The sequence below is a fragment of the Mixta mediterraneensis genome, assembly GCF_014946725.1.
GTDB classification, from domain to species: Bacteria; Pseudomonadota; Gammaproteobacteria; order Enterobacterales; family Enterobacteriaceae; genus Pantoea; species Pantoea mediterraneensis.
In genome coordinates this window covers 58,461-75,035 of sequence record NZ_JACFXY010000007.1, presented here as the reverse complement: position 1 = coordinate 75,035, position 16,575 = coordinate 58,461, and the positions used below count along the sequence as shown (strand labels likewise).

Here is a 16,575-nt window from a genome sequence, read left to right as displayed (position 1 = left end):
TTATTTCATGACGCTCCGGTTATCAAAACAATAAACCTTCGCCTCTGGTTAAAATTTCCCATAAGTAATGTGGAGGGATCGATAAATTATTCTAAACTTAGAACCTATCCCAAAAGGAATTGTCAGATCGTAAATAATGGCAATTTTTGAGGGCGAAGTATGGCGGGCAACAAGTGGCAGATCAGCGATGAACTCTGGGAGAAAATGGCTCCACTTCTCCCGGAACATAAAACCCACCATCCGCTGGGCACGCATCGTAGACGTGTTGATAATCGTGCCGCAATGAACGCCATTTTCTTTGTGCTCAGAACTGGTTGCCAATGGAATGCCCTGAATGCCACGGATATTTGCTCATCCAGCTCAGCCCACCGCCGCTTTCAGGAATGGCGGGATGCTGGAGTATTTGAACGCTTCTGGCAAAACGGGCTGCTTGCCTGCGAGAAGCGGGATGCCATTGACTGGTCATGGTTGTCGATGGATGGCTGCATGACAAAATCGCCCCTTGCAGGCTCAAAAAAACAGGTCGCAACCCGACTGACAGGGGGAAGCAGGGAGTAAAGCGGAGCCTGATGACCGACGGGAACGGGCTTCCGCTCTCGCTGGCTGTCGCAGGGGCAAATACCCACGACATAAAACTGGTTGAAGATACGCTGGACGCGCTACAGACCGGCAGGCCGGGTCGCAGGCTGCATCTGTGTATGAACAAAGGCTATGAGGCTGAATGGGTGGAAATTTGTTTGAAAGCTCGTCGTTATGAACCTCATATCCAGTCGGGGAAAGAGGAGTCTGAGGCAATTAAAAACAGCGAGTTCAGGGCTCATCGTTGGGTTGTGGAAAGAACGCATAGCTGGATGAATCGCTTTCGCCGCATACTGACGCGATGGGAGAAGAAAGTCGAAAACTACGAGGCGATGCTGCATTTTGCTTGCAGCATCATTGTCTGGAATAAAATCCTTTTGGGATAGGTTCTTAAGGCGTCTAAACAAGAGGTGGCTTATGAGTGACAAGAAATACAATGAAGGGGTGATTATTTCCCTCACGCTATGGATTAATAATCATCTTGACCAGCGCTTAACCGTTGATGATATTGCTGAAAAAGCGGGTTATTCCAAATGGTATTTACAGAAGCTGTTTGCACGTTACCAAAATGAAACTCTGGCGCGCTATATTCGCAAGCGCAAATTAGCCGCCTGTGTGCACGATTTAAAAAACAGTAATGCGCCCATTATTGGACTGGCGATAAAATACCATTTTGAAAGCCAGCAATCTTTTACCCGCGCATTCAAACATGTAATGGGTTGTACGCCACGTGTGTGTCGCAAAAGACAGCTGGATGCGGAGACTCAGGCACAGCTGGCAGATTGTCCGCACCCTTGTGCGCTCTGTATGCAGGCGACAACGGCCAGAGCAAATCCTGTATGCAGTGGCCCTACGCAACGCAGTACGCTTTGCCCCGTTAAATATCAAAGCCAGCAACTTATTTTCCTGAGCAGAACGCTTCTGTCTGATAATATTGCACAGCCGCCTGAAAGCGCTCGCGATACCTGGCGATGTGATGCCGATTGATGTCGGGCAATAAATAAACGCAGCCACAAGCATATTGCTGATAAAAAATTTCGCGCCTGATTCAATTATGTAACGGTCATTATTCCCCTTATCCCTTTGAAATTTCTGATAATTTATCTCAAATTATGGTGCCGTTACGCTGATGCTAAAATTATTCATTTTCAGCACCCGACTTTCGGGAAAATGACCAGACGAAACGGGCCTGCCTTCCATAGCAGCCAGTGATAGCCGTTGTCAGTTAAAGGAATGAGATATAAGTAACTGTTAAGTATGGGTTAAACGCCGCGTTAGGGCGATCTGTTATAAAATTCCGCCGCTCAGACGCTTAATTCTTTGCGTATTTGTGCGGAAGACATGCTACCGCATTTCTCTTCTATTTCCTTGTTCCTGAATAGTTTCCTGCTTATTACGGTTAATTCTTCTTATCGGGCTCGCTTTTATGTGACCGGTAACTCACCGGCGTCAGCTATGTTTACATAACATTAACAAGATTTACAAAGCTGAACCTTCAAGGAGACATGTATGCATACCGCCCACACTAAAACCCACCAGAATCGCTTTATCTGGTTCGTTTGCTTTATGGCTGCCCTGTCCGGCCTGCTGTTTGGACTTGATATTGGCGTTATTGCCGGAGCGCTACCCTTTCTTTCAACCGATCTGCATATCAGCAATCACGAACAGAATGGGTGGTGAGTTCAATGATGTTTGGCGCAGCGATAGGGGCGTTGGGCGCTGGCTGGATGTCCGCCAAACTGGGACGCAAAAAAAGCATGCTGACGGGAGCCATACTGTTTGTGATTGGTTCTTTGTGGTCGGCCTTTTCGCCCGACGTTGAATCGCTGGTCTGTGCGCGCGTGATGCTGGGCCTGGCGGTTGGCATCGCATCGTATACCGCACCGCTTTATCTTGCAGAGATCGCTCCAGAGCGCATCCGGGGTTCGATGATATCCATGTATCAGCTGATGTTAACTACCGGCATTGTTGTCGCTTATCTGTCCGACACCGCTTTTAGCTACAGCGGTAGCTGGCGCTGGATGCTGGGAATTATCGCCATTCCGGCCATCATCCTGTTTATTGGCGTTCTGTTTCTACCAAACAGCCCGCGCTGGCTGGCGGCGCATGGTCGCTTCAATGAAGCCCAACGCGTGCTGGATCGGCTACGTAACACCAGTGAACAGGCAAAACAGGAGCTGGAAGAGATCCGTGAAAGTTTGCAGGTTAAACAACGTGGCTGGTCGCTGTTTAAAACCAACGGCAACTTCCGTCGCGCCGTGTGGCTGGGGATGCTGTTACAGGTGATGCAGCAGTTTACCGGAATGAACGTGGTGATGTATTACGCGCCTAAAATTTTCAATATTGCCGGTTTTTCCAGCACCAGTGAACAGATGTGGGGCACGGTCATTGTGGGTCTGGTTAACATGCTGGCAACGTTAATTGCGATTGGTTTTGTTGATCGATGGGGACGTAAGCCAATGCTCACCACAAGCTTTTTAATCATGGCGATTGGCATGGGCATTCTGGGTACGCTGCTGCATATTGGCGTCGAAACCGATTTCCGGAAATACTTCGCCATTGCCATGTTGCTAATGTTTATCGTGGGTTTTGCTATGGCGGCCGGCCCGGTGATCTGGCTGCTGTGCTCCGAAATCCAACCATTAAAAGGGCGCGATTTTGGTATTACTGCCTCTACTACCACCAACTGGGTAGGCAATATGATTGTCGGCGCAACCTTCCTCACTTTGCTGGACAAGCTGGGCAATGCCAACACTTTCTGGTTCTATGCGGCGCTCAATCTGGCGTTTATTTTGCTGACGATGCTGTTAGTGCCGGAAACGAAGCACGTCACACTGGAACACATTGAACGCAATCTGATGAAAGGCAAGGCACTGCGGAATATCGGGGACTAACCGTTCAGTATCGGCCAGTTAACGCGTTGAGAGGCCCGAAGTTCCGGGTCTCCGAGTGACTGGCGTAAGTCATTTCGTCGTGGGGAAACATCAGGATTCTTTTACCTTCGGACTTTTGGTGACTGCCTGCGGGTTGTCCTGTGATAAGGCGCTGGCGCTGGCCGGATCGAACAACGAAAGACTCTCTATCTGATCGACCATAATCACTTTTCGGAACGTCATGGCATTTTTGGGTTCTGATTCCAGCGTGATGCCATGCTCCGCATACCATTTACTGTAATTATGTTCGACCGCCAGCTTCAGCGTTTTGCTGTCGCGATAGCCGCTGAGCATCGGAATCACGACTATATTCGCGGTATTTTCATATTCAAAGGTGGCAGCTTGCACCATGCCGATATAGATGCGGCGCGATTTGAGGGTGATCCAGGCGAGTTCTCCCTCTTCCATGCACTGAAACAGTAACTGCTCAACACCGTTGGAACGGGATAGTTGTTGATAGAGGTTTCTACGGTTTGGCGCGTTCAGCTGCGCGCTGCCCGACCAGTTTGAGCGATAAAGACAAAAGAATATCGCAAACGCCAACATCACCACCACCGGCGCCTGGATACCGAGAAAACTCCAGTTCATAAACTCCATTTGCCATTTCAAATGGACGCCGGGAATCGCTTGCAGCGCATTCATAGCCCCTGACACAGCCAGCAAAATCAGCCAAATAATGCCGGTAGCCAGCACGCCTTGTAAGACGAAAATACAGCCGTATAACGCGACAAGGAAGTACATATCCCAACCGGATGAGCGGCGAATTTTGAAACGGCTGGAGAGGTCGCGACTGGTGTACCAATAGCCGCTGACCATCAACACCATAAATATCGCTGTTCCCATGTCATACCCCTTTCAGTGCGTTCACATGGCGAGCAAAATCCTCGCGTACCTCATCACTGGTGATATTGACGGAGGCATTACCATTCTCGTCAATGATAATGCGCTCGCCATCAGCAATCGAATCGTTGATGTCCTGGCGGGTCATGATCTGAAGGAACGTCTCTGGGCTGGCGAAAACAGAAAGAGCATATCTGAACATGTTGATCACTTCATTTAGCATAAAACGAAAGTATGTGATCAGATCATCATTCCCGCCATGTTATAGAGAGTAAGTGTTCTTAAATTCAAATAATTAGCCAGACGGCTAATACGTATTTCAGACAAAGGCTGAGAAGGCGCGCCGACATAAAGCCAGCCCGCCCGCAGATAACGAAATTAACGCCCCTTCTTCTTACGCCCTGGCTGAGTAAAACGTTTACGTGACGCTGAATGGCCTTCCGCTTTTTCCGTGCTTTTCGGTCGGTTAGCGCCCGGCTTTTTCGCTGCAACGGTTTTAGCCTGAGCTTTTTTTGCCGGTTTCGCATCGGAGGAGGAGTGTTCAAGCAGCCTGAATAACGCAATCAGTTCATCGTCAGTTAAATCGCGCCATTCACCCAGCGGCACCCCTTTCAGGCTGATGTTCATAATACGCGTACGTTCGAGTTTGGTAACCTCATAACCAAAGTGTTCGCACATGCGGCGAATCTGGCGATTAAGCCCTTGCACTAAGGTAATTCGAAACACAAATGGCGCTTCTTTCTTTACTTTACATTTTTTGGTTACCGTTCCCAGCATTGGCACGCCAGCGCCCAGGCCGTGGATAAATTCATCCGTCACCGGCTTGTTAACTGTGACCAGATATTCTTTTTCATGGTTGTTGCCTGCCCGCAGGATTTTGTTCACTAAATCGCCATGATTGGTCAGTAAAATCAGACCCTGTGACTCTTTATCCAACCGTCCGACAGGAAAGACACGTTTACTGTGATTACCGAAATCAACGATATTATCTCGTTCACCGTCTTCCGTCGTGCTGACGATACCAACCGGTTTATTCAGCGCGATCAGCACTAAATCTTCTTCATCACGCGGCTCGATAAGCTGACCATTCACCTTCACTACATCCCCGACAGCGACCTGATCGCCAATCACCGCCCGTTTACCGTTAATAAAAACATTTCCCTGTTCGATGTAACGATCGGCATCACGACGAGAACAAATGCCGCTCTCGCTAATGTATTTGTTAAGACGAATAGATGAGTTAGTCAGCATGATGCCTCCATAAAATAAATTAGAGCGCCTGCGCGCAAGCCCAGGCTGAACTCCACGCCCACTGGAAGTTATAGCCGCCCAGCCAGCCAGTGACGTCCACGACTTCACCGATAAAGAACAATCCCGGCACGTCTCGCGCTTCCATAGTTTTAGAAGAAAGCTGCGTAGTATCTACGCCGCCGAGCGTGACTTCAGCGGTACGATAGCCTTCGGTGCCGTTTGGCTGCACGCGCCATTCGTGTAGCGTTTGTACCAGTCCGGCCTGCTGTTTACTGTTAAGCTGTTTCAGGCTGACGTCCGGCACTATTTTCATCTCTTGCAAGATCTCGACTAAACGCTTAGGCAGCAGTTTCGCCAGGCTGTTTTTCAGGCTGAGATTGGGATGCGCCTCGCGCTGCACATTAATAAATGCGTCCAGATCGCTGGCAGGCGACAAATTAATAGTGACGAATTCGCCTGGCTGCCAGTAACTTGAAATTTGTAGCACCGCCGGGCCGGATAAGCCGCGATGGGTGAACAGCATCGCTTCTTTAAACAGCGTGCCATCCTGCGCTTTAATGGTGGTATCCAACGCAACGCCGGAAAGCGTTTGTAATTGCGCCAGTAGCGGCTTGTGCAACGTAAAGGGCACCAGCGCTGCACGGGTGGGGAACACAGTGAGGCCAAACTGCTCCGCAATTTTATAGCCGAATGGCGACGCGCCCAGACCCGGCATAGACAGCCCGCCGCTGGCGACCACCAGTTTTCCAGCCTGCACGGCGCCATCACTCAATTGCAACATATAACCGGCTTCATTGCGGTTCACGCTCAGCACCTCCGAGCGCAGACGCAGCGAAACCCGTCCTTTTTCACACTCCTTCAGCAACAGCCCGACAATCTGTTGTGCCGAATCATCGCAAAACAGCTGACCCAGCGTTTTTTCATGCCAGGCGATGCCGTGCTTATTTACCAGATCGATGAAATCCCATTGGGTATAACGCGCCAGGGCGGATTTACAAAAATGAGGATTATGCGACAGATATGCCGCAGCTTCGGTATAAAGATTAGTGAAGTTACAGCGGCCTCCGCCAGACATCAAAATCTTGCGTCCCGGCTTTTTGCCATTATCCAGCAGCAGAACGCGGCGGCCCCGAAGGCCAGCCTGCGCGGCACAGAACAAGCCTGCGGCCCCGGCGCCAATGATGATAACGTCAAATTGTTCCACTGCTGCTTATCCCGCTTTATCAGAAAGGCGCAGATTGTAGTGATCTGCTCACTCCGACGCCAGTGTCAAAAAACCACCGTAAATATGTCATATTATAACTGATTAATTTTTAGGAAATTTTCTTTGATCCCGACAGGTAAATTACAACTTTCCCACAAATTAAAGCTATATTTCTCTTTCCCATACAGCATGTTGTCGCGGATAATGCGCCGCGTTCATGTCCTCCCAAAATGGCGTAACGCTTATGCTACATCTGTTTGCTGGCCTGGATCTTAGTACCGGCCTGTTATTGGTTCTTGCTCTGCTGTTTGTATTGTTTTACGAAGCAATCAATGGCTTTCACGACACGGCTAACGCAGTTGCGACGGTCATTTATACCCGCGCCATGCGGGCCCAGCTTGCTGTAGTGATGGCAGGCGTATTTAATTTCTTTGGCGTATTGCTCGGTGGTTTGAGCGTTGCCTACGCCATTGTTCATATGCTGCCTACCGATCTGTTATTGAATGTTGGATCGGCCCACGGTCTGGCCATGGTGTTTTCTATGCTGTTGGCGGCGATCATCTGGAATCTTGGCACCTGGTATTTAGGGCTGCCTGCCTCCAGTTCTCATACATTAATTGGCGCGATTATCGGTATCGGTCTCACCAATGCGTTGATGAACGGTACTTCCGTGGTTGATGCGCTCAATATCCCGAAAGTGATCAACATTTTTCTGTCCCTGATTCTGTCGCCGATTGTTGGTCTGATCATCGCAGGTAGTTTGATTTTCATCCTGCGTCGTTACTGGAGCAGCACTAAAAAACGTGCGCGTATCCATATGACACCTGCTGACCGTGAAAAGATTGATGGCAAAAAAAAGCCGCCATTCTGGACCCGTATCGCCCTGATTATTTCCGCCATTGGCGTGAGCTATTCACATGGTGCTAATGATGGCCAAAAAGGCATCGGTCTGATTATGCTGGTTCTGATTGGTGTGGCACCGGCGGGCTTCGTGGTAAATATGAGCGCTTCCGGTTATGACATTACACGTACCCGCGATGCCATTAATCACCTCGAACAGTATTACCGCCAGCACAATGAGTCGCTGACGCACATCGTTCAGATGGCACCGCCTGTTCTGCCTACGCCAGAAGAAGTACCGTCAGGCCCGCAGCAGTTCCATTGCGACAGCGCACGTGCGCTGCAAGCGGTGCAGCATGCGCAAGGATTGCTGAATAATCTGCAAAGCTATGACCAGCTGTCCGTTGATCAACGCAGCCAAATGCGTCGCCTGCTGTTATGTATTTCAGATACGGCGGATAAAACGGCGAAGCTGCCTGAAACCACCGCGGATGACCAACGCTTTCTCAACAAGCTGAAAAGCGATCTGCTCGGCACCATTGAGTATGCGCCAGTGTGGATTATCGTGGCGGTTGCTGTCGCGTTAGGCACGGGAACGATGATTGGCTGGCGTCGTGTGGCCACGACCATCGGTGAGAAAATTGGTAAAAAAGGCATGACTTACGCGCAAGGGATGTCGGCGCAGGTCACTGCTGCGCTGTCAATTGGGATTGCCAGTTATACTGGCATGCCGGTTTCCACCACGCATATCCTCTCTTCTTCTGTTGCCGGAACCATGCTGGTAGACGGCGGCGGATTGCAGAGCCGAACCATTAAAAACATTGCTATGGCATGGGTTTTCACTTTGCCAGTATGCATTGTGCTTTCAGGTTCGCTTTACTGGATAGCGCTAAAGCTGGTGTAAATCAGCGCTAACTGGGGCGACGCAAGTCGCCCTTTTTAATGCCAAATCGCCAACGCGATCAGGCTAATGACCACCAGTCCACACAACGAACTGGTCAAAATAAACTGGCCGCGTACCCGCTCACAGCGACGGATAAACTCTTCATCATGATGATCAAGGTAACGCTTTGACCAGATATAGCGTACCAGCCGTACCTGTTTGCTGGGTTGTCCATGAGAAGTGAAAAAACCAGCCCCATCAACGTACTGATACAGCAACGGATCGCAGCCTCGCAGTACCGCCAGTAAAGCGCGCAGTGAAGAGAAATAGCGTGCCATATTCACAATACAAACCACACACAGAGCCCAAAAAAGCGCGATAGTGCTGATCATCATGTTCCCCTCCCGGCTGGAACCGCAGAGACGCTTACAGCGGCGAAACGCTGAATACGCCCCACAGAAATTTCCAACCACTGAATAAACCAGACTGCGATATTGTTTTGACAAGCCTGGACGGCCAGTACATTAGGTAATGTGGCCGTCATTTTCAGTGTAGGAGAAATGTTTCATTTTTTTCCAGCGAGGATTTTCGTTCAGCGCGAGCAAATATCGCTTACTTTTGATCTTATTCACAACCGTAGCGGCTACAGAAGCATTTGTTAACATTCACGGCTATACTCAAAAACATAACAATATGCCGTCTGCTTCGTAGACGAAAACTTTGGTGGCGCTCATCGCCCGCTCGCGTAAAGGATTTCGCCTGGCTGTGACGCGGCAGAAAGACAGGTTGCCATCCTGAATCTTGTGAAAGGAGTTATATCATGGCTTATAAACATATCCTGATTGCAGTAGACCTTTCTCCCGAAAGCCAGTTGCTGGTGGATAAAGCCGTTTCGCTGGCTCGCCCTTATGATGCCAAAATTTCTCTGATTCACGTTGATGTGAATTACTCCGATCTCTACACCGGCCTGATTGACGTAAATCTCGGCGATATGCAGAAACGTATTTCCCAGGAAACGCATCAGGCGCTGAAAGGCTTATCTGACTCGGCGGGTTACCCGATCAGTGAAACCCTGAGCGGCAGCGGCGATCTCGGTCAGGTGTTAGTGGATGCGATTAAGAAGTACGACGTGGATATGGTGGTATGCGGTCATCATCAGGACTTCTGGAGCAAGCTGATGTCATCAGCCCGTCAGCTGATTAATCCCGTGCACATCGACATGCTGATTGTGCCGCTGCGCGATGAAGAGGACGAATAAGCCTTCTCGCTGATAAAAAAGCCGGTTTGCGAACCGGCTTTTTACTGTAATTAATGTGCTAAGGGTGAATAAATATCAAAACGGTGGCTTTTCGTTACCACCGCCGATTGTGTTGCAATACCCGCCAGCGGCGGCGCGTAATCGGGACGTTTCACCACAATACGCTTTTTGGCCAGGCGCCGCGCCGGTTCCAGCAACGCATCAGCATCATCATCAGAACCAACCAGCGTCTGAAAGACCCGCATCTCCTTTTTCACCATCGCGCTTTTCTGGCGATGCGGATACATGGGATCGAGATATACCACATCAGGTTGCGGAGAAATATCGCTCAGCGCTTGTGCGCTAGAGGCGTGAATGAGTGTCAGCCGCTCACGCAACCAGTCACCAATTTCAGCGTCCTGATAGCCGCGCTGCAACCCATCTTCCAGCAATGCCGCCACCACCGGGTGTCGTTCCAGCATCCGCACCCGACAACCTAAAGCCGCCAGCACAAACGCATCGCGCCCCAACCCCGCCGTCGCATCCACTACATCCGGCAGATAACCGCCTTTGATGCCCACCGCTTTTGCCACCGCTTCACCGCGTCCGCCACCAAATCGACGACGATGCGCCATCGCGCCGGAAACGAAATCGACAAAAATGCCGCCCAGCTTCGGTTCATCGCGTTTGCGCAGTTCTAGATGCGCTGGCGTTTGTACCAGCGCCAACGGTGCATCATCATCGTGCTCTAGCTGCCAGCGCTGCGCTAAAAGTGATAAGGCGCCGTCTCCGGCGCCTGATTCATCGAGCAAACAGATTTTCACGTAACGACTTATCCCTGAATGCCGTAATGTTCCAGCATCGCATCCAGCTGTGGCTCGCGACCCCGGAAGCGTTTAAACAGCTCCATTGGCTCTTCTGAGCCCCCGCGCGTCAGGATAGTGTCGAGGAAGGACTGGCCGGTTTGACGGTTAAAAATACCTTCCTCTTCAAAGCGCGAGTAAGCATCAGCAGCCAGCACATCCGCCCACAAATAGCTGTAATAACCGGCTGCATAGCCACCTGCAAAGATATGGCTGAAAGCATGCGGGAAGCGTCCCCATTCCGGGCTGGGTACGACAGCAACAAGGTTTTTCACTTCACGCAGGGTTTCCAGGATTTGCGCGCCTTTTTCCGGATTGAATTCGGTATGCAGACGGAAATCAAACAGGCCAAATTCCAGCTGACGCAGGATAAACAGCGCCGCCTGGTAGTTCTTGGCCGCCAGCATTTTATCCAGCAACGCTTTTGGCAGCGGCTCGCCGGTTTCATAATGACCGGAGATAAAGGCCAGCGCGTCCGGCTCCCAGCACCAGTTTTCCATAAACTGACTTGGCAGTTCGACGGCATCCCACGGCACACCGCTGATGCCCGCAACGCCCGGCGTTTCCACGCGCGTAAGCATATGGTGCAAACCGTGACCAAATTCGTGGAACAGCGTGATCACTTCATCATGCGTGAACAGCGCTGGCTTGCCCTTCACCGGGCGGTTGAAGTTACAGGTGAGGTAGGCCACCGGTTTTTGCAGGCTGCCATCAGCTTTACGCATTTGGCCGACGCAGTCATCCATCCATGCCCCGCCACGTTTGAGCTCCCGTGCGTACAGGTCGAGATAGAAGCTGCCGCGTAATTCACCGGTTTCGTCAAACAGGTCGAAGAAACGCACATCCGGATGATAAACATCTACATCGGTGCGCTCTTTGGCGCTGATGCCGTAAATGCGTTTTACCACTTCAAACAAGCCCGCCACCGCGCGCGATTCCGGGAAATAAGGACGCAGTTGCTCATCGCTGATAGTGTAAAGATGTTGCTTCTGTTTCTCGCCGTAATAAGTGAGATCCCATGGATTCAGGTTATCAACGCCATGTTCTTTTTTTGCAAAGGCGCGAAGCTGTGCCAGCTCTTTTTCGCCTTGCGGGCGGGCGCGCTTCGCCAAATCGTTGAGAAAATCGATCACCTGTGACGGGCTTTCGGCCATCTTGGTCGCCAGCGATTTGTGAGCAAAGGAATCAAAGCCCTGCAGCTCAGCCAGTTCGTGTCGTAGTGCTAGCTCTTCCGCCATGATCGGGCCGTTATCCCATTTACCGGCGTTCGGGCCTTGATCGGAAGCACGCGTCGAGTAAGCGCGATACATCTCTTCACGTAGCGCAGCATTGTCGCAATAGGTCATGACCGGCAGGTAACTTGGAATATCCAGCGTTAACAGCCAGCCTTCCTGCTCTTTGGCTCCCGCCTGTGCTTTTGCGGCGGCCATCGCACTTTCCGGCATACCCGCCAGCGCATTTTCATCAGTGATCAGTTTGCTCCAGCACATCGTGGCATCCAGCACATTGTTGCTGTAAGCAGAACCCAGTTCGGAGAGGCGCGCAGCGATTTCGCCATAACGCTTTTGCTTATCTTTTGCCAGGCCAATGCCGGAAAGTTCAAAATCACGCAGCGCATTATCTACCGCTTTCTTCTGTGCTAAATCCAGGGCCGCGTAATTGTCACCTTCTTTCAGGTTGCGGTACGCCTGATACAACCCTTCGTGCTGACCGACCCAGGTACTGTATTCTGACAGTAGCGGCAGCGTTTGCTCGTATGCCTGACGCAGTTCCGGGCTATTTTTCACCGAATTAAGATGGCTAACCGGCGAGAAGATACGGCCAAGACGGTCGTCGGTTTCGGCTAACGGCTGAACCAGATTATCCCAGGTGTAGGGTGCGCCTTGCGCCACCACTTTTTCCACCATCGCACGGCAATCGTTCAATACCTCGGTAACGGCGGGAACTACATGCTCAGGCTGAATAGCAGAAAATGGCGGAAGGGTAAAAGAAGTGAGTAACGGATTGGTCATAGCGCAGTCCTTTATCAATGTATGAGGCGCGACGGGTCGCGCAATGCAATCTTAGTAACATGCGGCTAAGTGTAGCGAAAATCAATGGCAGGCAAGGCGAGGCGCGGAAGAAACGGGCAGTTGTCCGGTTCAGGGTGTAAAAAGCCGTGAAACATCAACAAAGCGGTGCAAATAAGAGTGGACAATGCGAAACGTCAGCAATTGTTCGCGTCTGGCGTTATAATCCCGCACATCGCTGTATCCCATTTTAGCTGCAACCTCGGAAATCCCATTTTTTATGCTGAGTTATCGCCACAGTTTTCACGCCGGCAACCATGCCGATGTGCTGAAACATACCGTACAGAGCCTGATTATCAGCGCGCTCAAAGAAAAAGAAAAACCGTTCTTCTATCTCGATACACATGCAGGTGCAGGACGTTATCAACTGAGCGGTGAACACGCTGAACGCACTGGCGAATATCTGGAAGGCATTTCACGTATCTGGCAGCAGCCCGATGCGCCAGAATTGCTGCAACCTTATTTTGACGCGATTCATGCCCTCAATCGTGGTGATACGCTGCGTTATTATCCAGGCTCGCCGTTAATTGCGCGTCATCTGTTACGTGAAGACGATAAATTACAGCTAACAGAGCTGCATTCCAGCGATTATCCGCTGTTGCGCAACGAATTCAGCAAAGACAGTCGCGCACGCGTTGAGCGTGCCGATGGGTATCAACAGCTGAAAGCCAGGCTGCCTCCGCCATCACGCCGTGGACTGATTTTGATCGATCCGCCGTATGAGATGAAAAGCGATTATCAGGCAGTGGTAAAAGGTATCCAGGAAGGCCACAAACGCTTTAGTACTGGCATTTTCGCGTTGTGGTATCCGGTCGTATTGCGCCAGCAGATCAAACATATGCTGCGCGATCTGGAAGCCACCGGCATTCGAAATATATTGCAAATTGAGCTGGCGGTTCGCCCTGATAGCGCCCAGCGCGGTATGACAGCATCCGGTATGATTGTTATCAATCCACCCTGGAAACTGGCGGGCCAGATGAAAACGCTGTTGCCGTGGCTGCATCAAAAACTGGTTCCGGCCGGTACGGGAAACTTCAGCGTGACGCAGGTCGTGCCAGAATAACCCGACGTTTAGCCGCGATAATCTCTGTCGCGGCTGTTACCCTCGACGATACCCCTGTCAGATTATGTGCAGCAACGTTTCCTGTCATGCCCCTGCTGTTTTGCCTGCCCCGCCCATCCTAAATGTCGAATACCGCGAAATCATGCGCCAACTCGGTAGCAGGAAAGACAGACTGACATTCTGCCAACAGGCGCGCCATATCCTGTGGTAAATAACGTGAACTGAAATGAGTGGCAATCATGCGTTTTGCACCGGCTTTCTTTGCCGCCTCGGCTGCCTGGAGCGTAGTTGAATGTCCGCGCCCGTTAGCCTTCTCCATCATTTCCGCTTCAAGCGTGGTTTCATGCACCATGACATCAACATTCGCGGCCAGTTGTAGCGCAACGTCCGTCGGCGCGGTATCGCCGAAAATCGCCAGCGTTTTGCCTTTGGTAGCGGGACCAAGATAATCAGCGCCGTTAAATTCCCGGCCATCTTCCAGCGTAATGGTTTTACCCTGCTTCAACTGCTGATACCAGGGACCGCGCGGCACGCCTTCGGCTTTCAGGCGCAAGGCATCAAGAAAACCCGGCTTATCATATTGTTCAATGCGATACCCAAAGCATTCGATAACATGATTAAGAACCTATCCCAAAAGGATTTTATTCCAGACAATGATGCTGCAAGCAAAATGCAGCATCGCCTCGTAGTTTTCGACTTTCTTCTCCCATCGCGTCAGTATGCGGCGAAAGCGATTCATCCAGCTATGCGTTCTTTCCACAACCCAACGATGAGCCCTGAACTCGCTGTTTTTAATTGCCTCAGACTCCTCTTTCCCCGACTGGATATGAGGTTCATAACGACGAGCTTTCAAACAAATTTCCACCCATTCAGCCTCATAGCCTTTGTCCATACACAGATGCAGCCTGCGACCCGGCCTGCCGGTCTGTAGCGCGTCCAGCGTATCTTCAACCAGTTTTATGTCGTGGGTATTTGCCCCTGCGACAGCCAGCGAGAGCGGAAGCCCGTTCCCGTCGGTCATCAGGCTCCGCTTTACTCCCTGCTTCCCCCTGTCAGTCGGGTTGCGACCTGTTTTTTTGAGCCTGCAAGGGGCGATTTTGTCATGCAGCCATCCATCGACAACCATGACCAGTCAATGGCATCCCGCTTCTCGCAGGCAAGCAGCCCGTTTTGCCAGAAGCGTTCAAATACTCCAGCATCCCGCCATTCCTGAAAGCGGCGGTGGGCTGAGCTGGATGAGCAAATATCCGTGGCATTCAGGGCATTCCATTGGCAACCGGTTCTGAGCACAAAGAAAATGGCGTTCATTGCGGCACGATTATCAACACGTCTACGATGCGTGCCCAGCGGATGGTGGGTTTTATGTTCCGGGAGAAGTGGAGCCATTTTCTCCCAGAGTCCATCGCTGATCTGCCACTTGTTGCCCGCCATACTTCGCCCTCAAAAATTGCCATTATTTACGATCTGACAATTCCTTTTGGGATAGGTTCTAAGTCATCTTTAAATAGCGATTGCTGTCTGATTAGCTGGGAATGATGTTAGTTTTCAATCGGCTTCATTAATCCTGAAAAAAGATTTGTCGCAGGGCCACTTCAACACCCCGTAATTCTGCCAGCCCTTTCAAACGACCAATGGCTGAATAACCCGGATTGGTGCGCTTATGCAGATCGTCCAGCATCTGATGCCCATGATCAGGGCGCATTGGAATAGCGCGCAGGTTACCTGCCTTACGTCGGCGTTGTTCTTCAGCCAAAATCACTTTAATCACGCCCACCATATCGACATCACCCGTTAAATGCGCCGCTTCGTGGAAGCTGTCGGGATTTTTTTCGCGTTGGGTAGCGCGCAGGTGAATAAAGTTGATGCGGTCAGCATAGATTTCTGCCATTTCTACCAGCGCATTGTCGGCGCGCACACCATACGAACCGGTACAGAAGCAAAAGCCGTTATGCAGGCTATCGACGGTCTCTTTTAACCACTGCATATCTTCCTGTGTCGAGATAATGCGCGGCAGACCGAGAATCGGACGTGGTGGATCGTCAGGATGTACCGCCAGTTTAATACCCGTTTCTTCCGCAACCGGCACGATGGCGCGCAGGAAAGTCGCCATGTGTTCGCGCAGTTTGGCTTTATCAATGCCGTCGTATTGCGCCAGCTGTGCCTGAAACTGCTCCAGCGTATAGCCTTCTTCTGCACCCGGCAAACCCGCAATAATATTGCGAACCAGCGTGGTTTTTTCCTCTTCGCTCATCGCGGCGAAGCGGCTGGCAGCAGCCTGTTGTTGAGGTTCGCTGTAATCTTTTTCGGCGCCGGGCCGTTGCAAAATGTGTAGATCGAAGGCGGCGAAAGCATCAGCATCAAAACGCAGCGCTTTCGCGCCGTCCGGTAATTCCCATGCTAAATCAGTGCGCGTCCAGTCGAGTACGGGCATAAAGTTGTAGCACACCGTATCAATGCCGCAGGTAGCCAGATTGCGTAGTGATTGCTGATAATTAGCAATGTAACGCTGATAATCACCGCGCTGGGTTTTGATCGATTCATGTACCGGAATACTTTCTACTACCGACCATACCAATCCTTTTTCTGCCAGCAATGCCTGGCGGGCTTTAATCTCTTCCACCGGCCAGACATCGCCATTAGCGATATGGTGCAGAGCGGTCACAATACCGGTTGCACCCGCCTGACGCGCATCATCCAGCAAAACCGGATCGTTCGGGCCATACCAACGCCAAGTGTGTTCCATTTTCACCTCGTATGTAATTTGGCCTAGTGGTCAGGCCGCTGGACCAAGAGTATGATACTGGACAATGAAA

Annotated in this window: 13 protein-coding genes and 3 pseudogenes; 6 read left to right on the top strand and 10 right to left on the bottom strand. The window is 51.0% G+C overall.

Going from position 1 to position 16,575, the window contains the following annotated elements; genetic code table 11:
* The first annotated feature begins 159 nt into the window (after positions 1 to 159).
* The 3 genes and pseudogenes from H2P46_RS13810 (at position 160) to H2P46_RS13800 (ending at position 3,473) form a co-directional block, all read left to right on the top strand.
* A pseudogene (locus tag H2P46_RS13810) lies at positions 160 to 965 on the top strand (IS5 family transposase).
* A gap of 31 nt (positions 966 to 996) precedes the next feature.
* The gene (locus H2P46_RS13805; protein WP_193405582.1) at positions 997 to 1,566 is read left to right on the top strand and encodes a helix-turn-helix domain-containing protein; all 570 of its coding nucleotides are present in this window, start codon (positions 997 to 999) and stop codon (positions 1,564 to 1,566) included.
* A gap of 522 nt (positions 1,567 to 2,088) precedes the next feature.
* A pseudogene (locus H2P46_RS13800) lies at positions 2,089 to 3,473 on the top strand (sugar porter family MFS transporter).
* 90 nt (positions 3,474 to 3,563) lie between these two features.
* Here H2P46_RS13800 and H2P46_RS13795 read toward each other — a convergent pair.
* The 4 genes from H2P46_RS13795 to H2P46_RS13780 all read right to left on the bottom strand — a co-directional run bounded on the left by H2P46_RS13795 (position 3,564) and on the right by H2P46_RS13780 (position 6,807).
* Positions 3,564 to 4,355: a hypothetical protein gene (locus H2P46_RS13795; protein ID WP_193405581.1), complete on the bottom strand. Its 792-nt coding sequence runs from the start codon at positions 4,353 to 4,355 to the stop codon at positions 3,564 to 3,566.
* A gap of 1 nt (position 4,356) precedes the next feature.
* A complete protein-coding gene (locus tag H2P46_RS13790; protein ID WP_193405580.1) occupies positions 4,357 to 4,554 on the bottom strand; it encodes a hypothetical protein in 198 nt (65 codons plus the stop codon).
* A gap of 176 nt (positions 4,555 to 4,730) precedes the next feature.
* The gene (gene rluF, locus H2P46_RS13785; RefSeq protein ID WP_193405579.1) at positions 4,731 to 5,603 is read right to left on the bottom strand and encodes a 23S rRNA pseudouridine(2604) synthase RluF; all 873 of its coding nucleotides are present in this window, start codon (positions 5,601 to 5,603) and stop codon (positions 4,731 to 4,733) included.
* A 19-nt stretch (positions 5,604 to 5,622) separates the two neighbouring features.
* Complete coding sequence (locus H2P46_RS13780) at positions 5,623 to 6,807, bottom strand: aminoacetone oxidase family FAD-binding enzyme (RefSeq protein ID WP_193405578.1); 1,185 nt, start codon at positions 6,805 to 6,807, stop codon at positions 5,623 to 5,625.
* 244 nt (positions 6,808 to 7,051) lie between these two features.
* Here H2P46_RS13780 and pitA point away from each other — a divergent pair, with 244 nt between their 5' ends.
* Entirely contained in the window at positions 7,052 to 8,551 is a 1,500-nt protein-coding gene (pitA, locus tag H2P46_RS13775) for an inorganic phosphate transporter PitA (RefSeq protein ID WP_193405721.1), read from the top strand.
* A gap of 35 nt (positions 8,552 to 8,586) precedes the next feature.
* Here the strand turns inward: pitA and uspB are convergent, their stop codons facing one another.
* On the bottom strand, positions 8,587 to 8,922 hold the full coding sequence (gene uspB, locus H2P46_RS13770; protein WP_193405720.1) for a universal stress protein UspB: 336 nt from the start codon (positions 8,920 to 8,922) through the stop codon (positions 8,587 to 8,589).
* Between the two features lie 428 nt (positions 8,923 to 9,350).
* Between uspB and uspA the strand changes: the two genes are divergently transcribed.
* A complete protein-coding gene (gene uspA / locus H2P46_RS13765; protein ID WP_193405577.1) occupies positions 9,351 to 9,788 on the top strand; it encodes a universal stress protein UspA in 438 nt (145 codons plus the stop codon).
* 50 nt (positions 9,789 to 9,838) lie between these two features.
* Here the strand turns inward: uspA and rsmJ are convergent, their stop codons facing one another.
* Together rsmJ and prlC are read right to left on the bottom strand one after the other, a co-directional pair.
* Positions 9,839 to 10,591: a 16S rRNA (guanine(1516)-N(2))-methyltransferase RsmJ gene (gene rsmJ, locus H2P46_RS13760; RefSeq protein ID WP_193405576.1), complete on the bottom strand. Its 753-nt coding sequence runs from the start codon at positions 10,589 to 10,591 to the stop codon at positions 9,839 to 9,841.
* An 8-nt stretch (positions 10,592 to 10,599) separates the two neighbouring features.
* Positions 10,600 to 12,642 carry an oligopeptidase A gene (gene prlC, locus H2P46_RS13755; RefSeq protein ID WP_193405575.1) on the bottom strand — a complete coding sequence of 681 codons (2,043 nt, stop codon included), beginning with the start codon at positions 12,640 to 12,642 and terminating at the stop codon, positions 10,600 to 10,602.
* 277 nt (positions 12,643 to 12,919) lie between these two features.
* Between prlC and H2P46_RS13750 the strand changes: the two genes are divergently transcribed.
* Positions 12,920 to 13,762, top strand: coding sequence for a 23S rRNA (adenine(2030)-N(6))-methyltransferase RlmJ (locus H2P46_RS13750; RefSeq protein WP_193405574.1), 843 nt, complete (start codon positions 12,920 to 12,922; stop codon positions 13,760 to 13,762).
* 118 nt (positions 13,763 to 13,880) lie between these two features.
* Here H2P46_RS13750 and H2P46_RS13745 read toward each other — a convergent pair.
* The 3 genes and pseudogenes from H2P46_RS13745 to uxuA form a co-directional block, all read right to left on the bottom strand.
* Positions 13,881 to 14,384 (bottom strand): annotated as a pseudogene (locus H2P46_RS13745) (MBL fold metallo-hydrolase); the annotation flags it as partial.
* Between the two features lie 3 nt (positions 14,385 to 14,387).
* Positions 14,388 to 15,193 (bottom strand): IS5 family transposase gene (locus H2P46_RS13740; protein WP_238939006.1). Its coding sequence is split into 2 segments (ribosomal slippage): positions 14,388 to 14,840 and positions 14,843 to 15,193, totalling 804 coding nucleotides; the frame shifts between segments, so codons are not numbered across the junction.
* A gap of 127 nt (positions 15,194 to 15,320) precedes the next feature.
* Positions 15,321 to 16,505, bottom strand: a complete 1,185-nt coding sequence (uxuA, locus tag H2P46_RS13735) for a mannonate dehydratase (protein ID WP_193405573.1) — start codon at positions 16,503 to 16,505, stop codon at positions 15,321 to 15,323.
* Positions 16,506 to 16,575: the final 70 nt, after the last annotated feature.

Bases quoted from the DNA above. Each gene is read 5' to 3' on its own strand.
- H2P46_RS13805 (WP_193405582.1), top strand. From the start codon at position 997: ATGAGTGACAAGAAATACAATGAAGGGGTGATTATTTCCCTCACGCTA.
- H2P46_RS13795 (WP_193405581.1), bottom strand. From the start codon at position 4,355: ATGGGAACAGCGATATTTATGGTGTTGATGGTCAGCGGCTATTGGTAC.
- H2P46_RS13790 (WP_193405580.1), bottom strand. From the start codon at position 4,554: ATGTTCAGATATGCTCTTTCTGTTTTCGCCAGCCCAGAGACGTTCCTT.
- rluF (WP_193405579.1), bottom strand. From the start codon at position 5,603: ATGCTGACTAACTCATCTATTCGTCTTAACAAATACATTAGCGAGAGC.
- pitA (WP_193405721.1), top strand. From the start codon at position 7,052: ATGCTACATCTGTTTGCTGGCCTGGATCTTAGTACCGGCCTGTTATTG.
- uspB (WP_193405720.1), bottom strand. From the start codon at position 8,922: ATGATCAGCACTATCGCGCTTTTTTGGGCTCTGTGTGTGGTTTGTATT.
- uspA (WP_193405577.1), top strand. From the start codon at position 9,351: ATGGCTTATAAACATATCCTGATTGCAGTAGACCTTTCTCCCGAAAGC.
- prlC (WP_193405575.1), bottom strand. From the start codon at position 12,642: ATGACCAATCCGTTACTCACTTCTTTTACCCTTCCGCCATTTTCTGCT.
- H2P46_RS13750 (WP_193405574.1), top strand. From the start codon at position 12,920: ATGCTGAGTTATCGCCACAGTTTTCACGCCGGCAACCATGCCGATGTG.
- uxuA (WP_193405573.1), bottom strand. From the start codon at position 16,505: ATGGAACACACTTGGCGTTGGTATGGCCCGAACGATCCGGTTTTGCTG.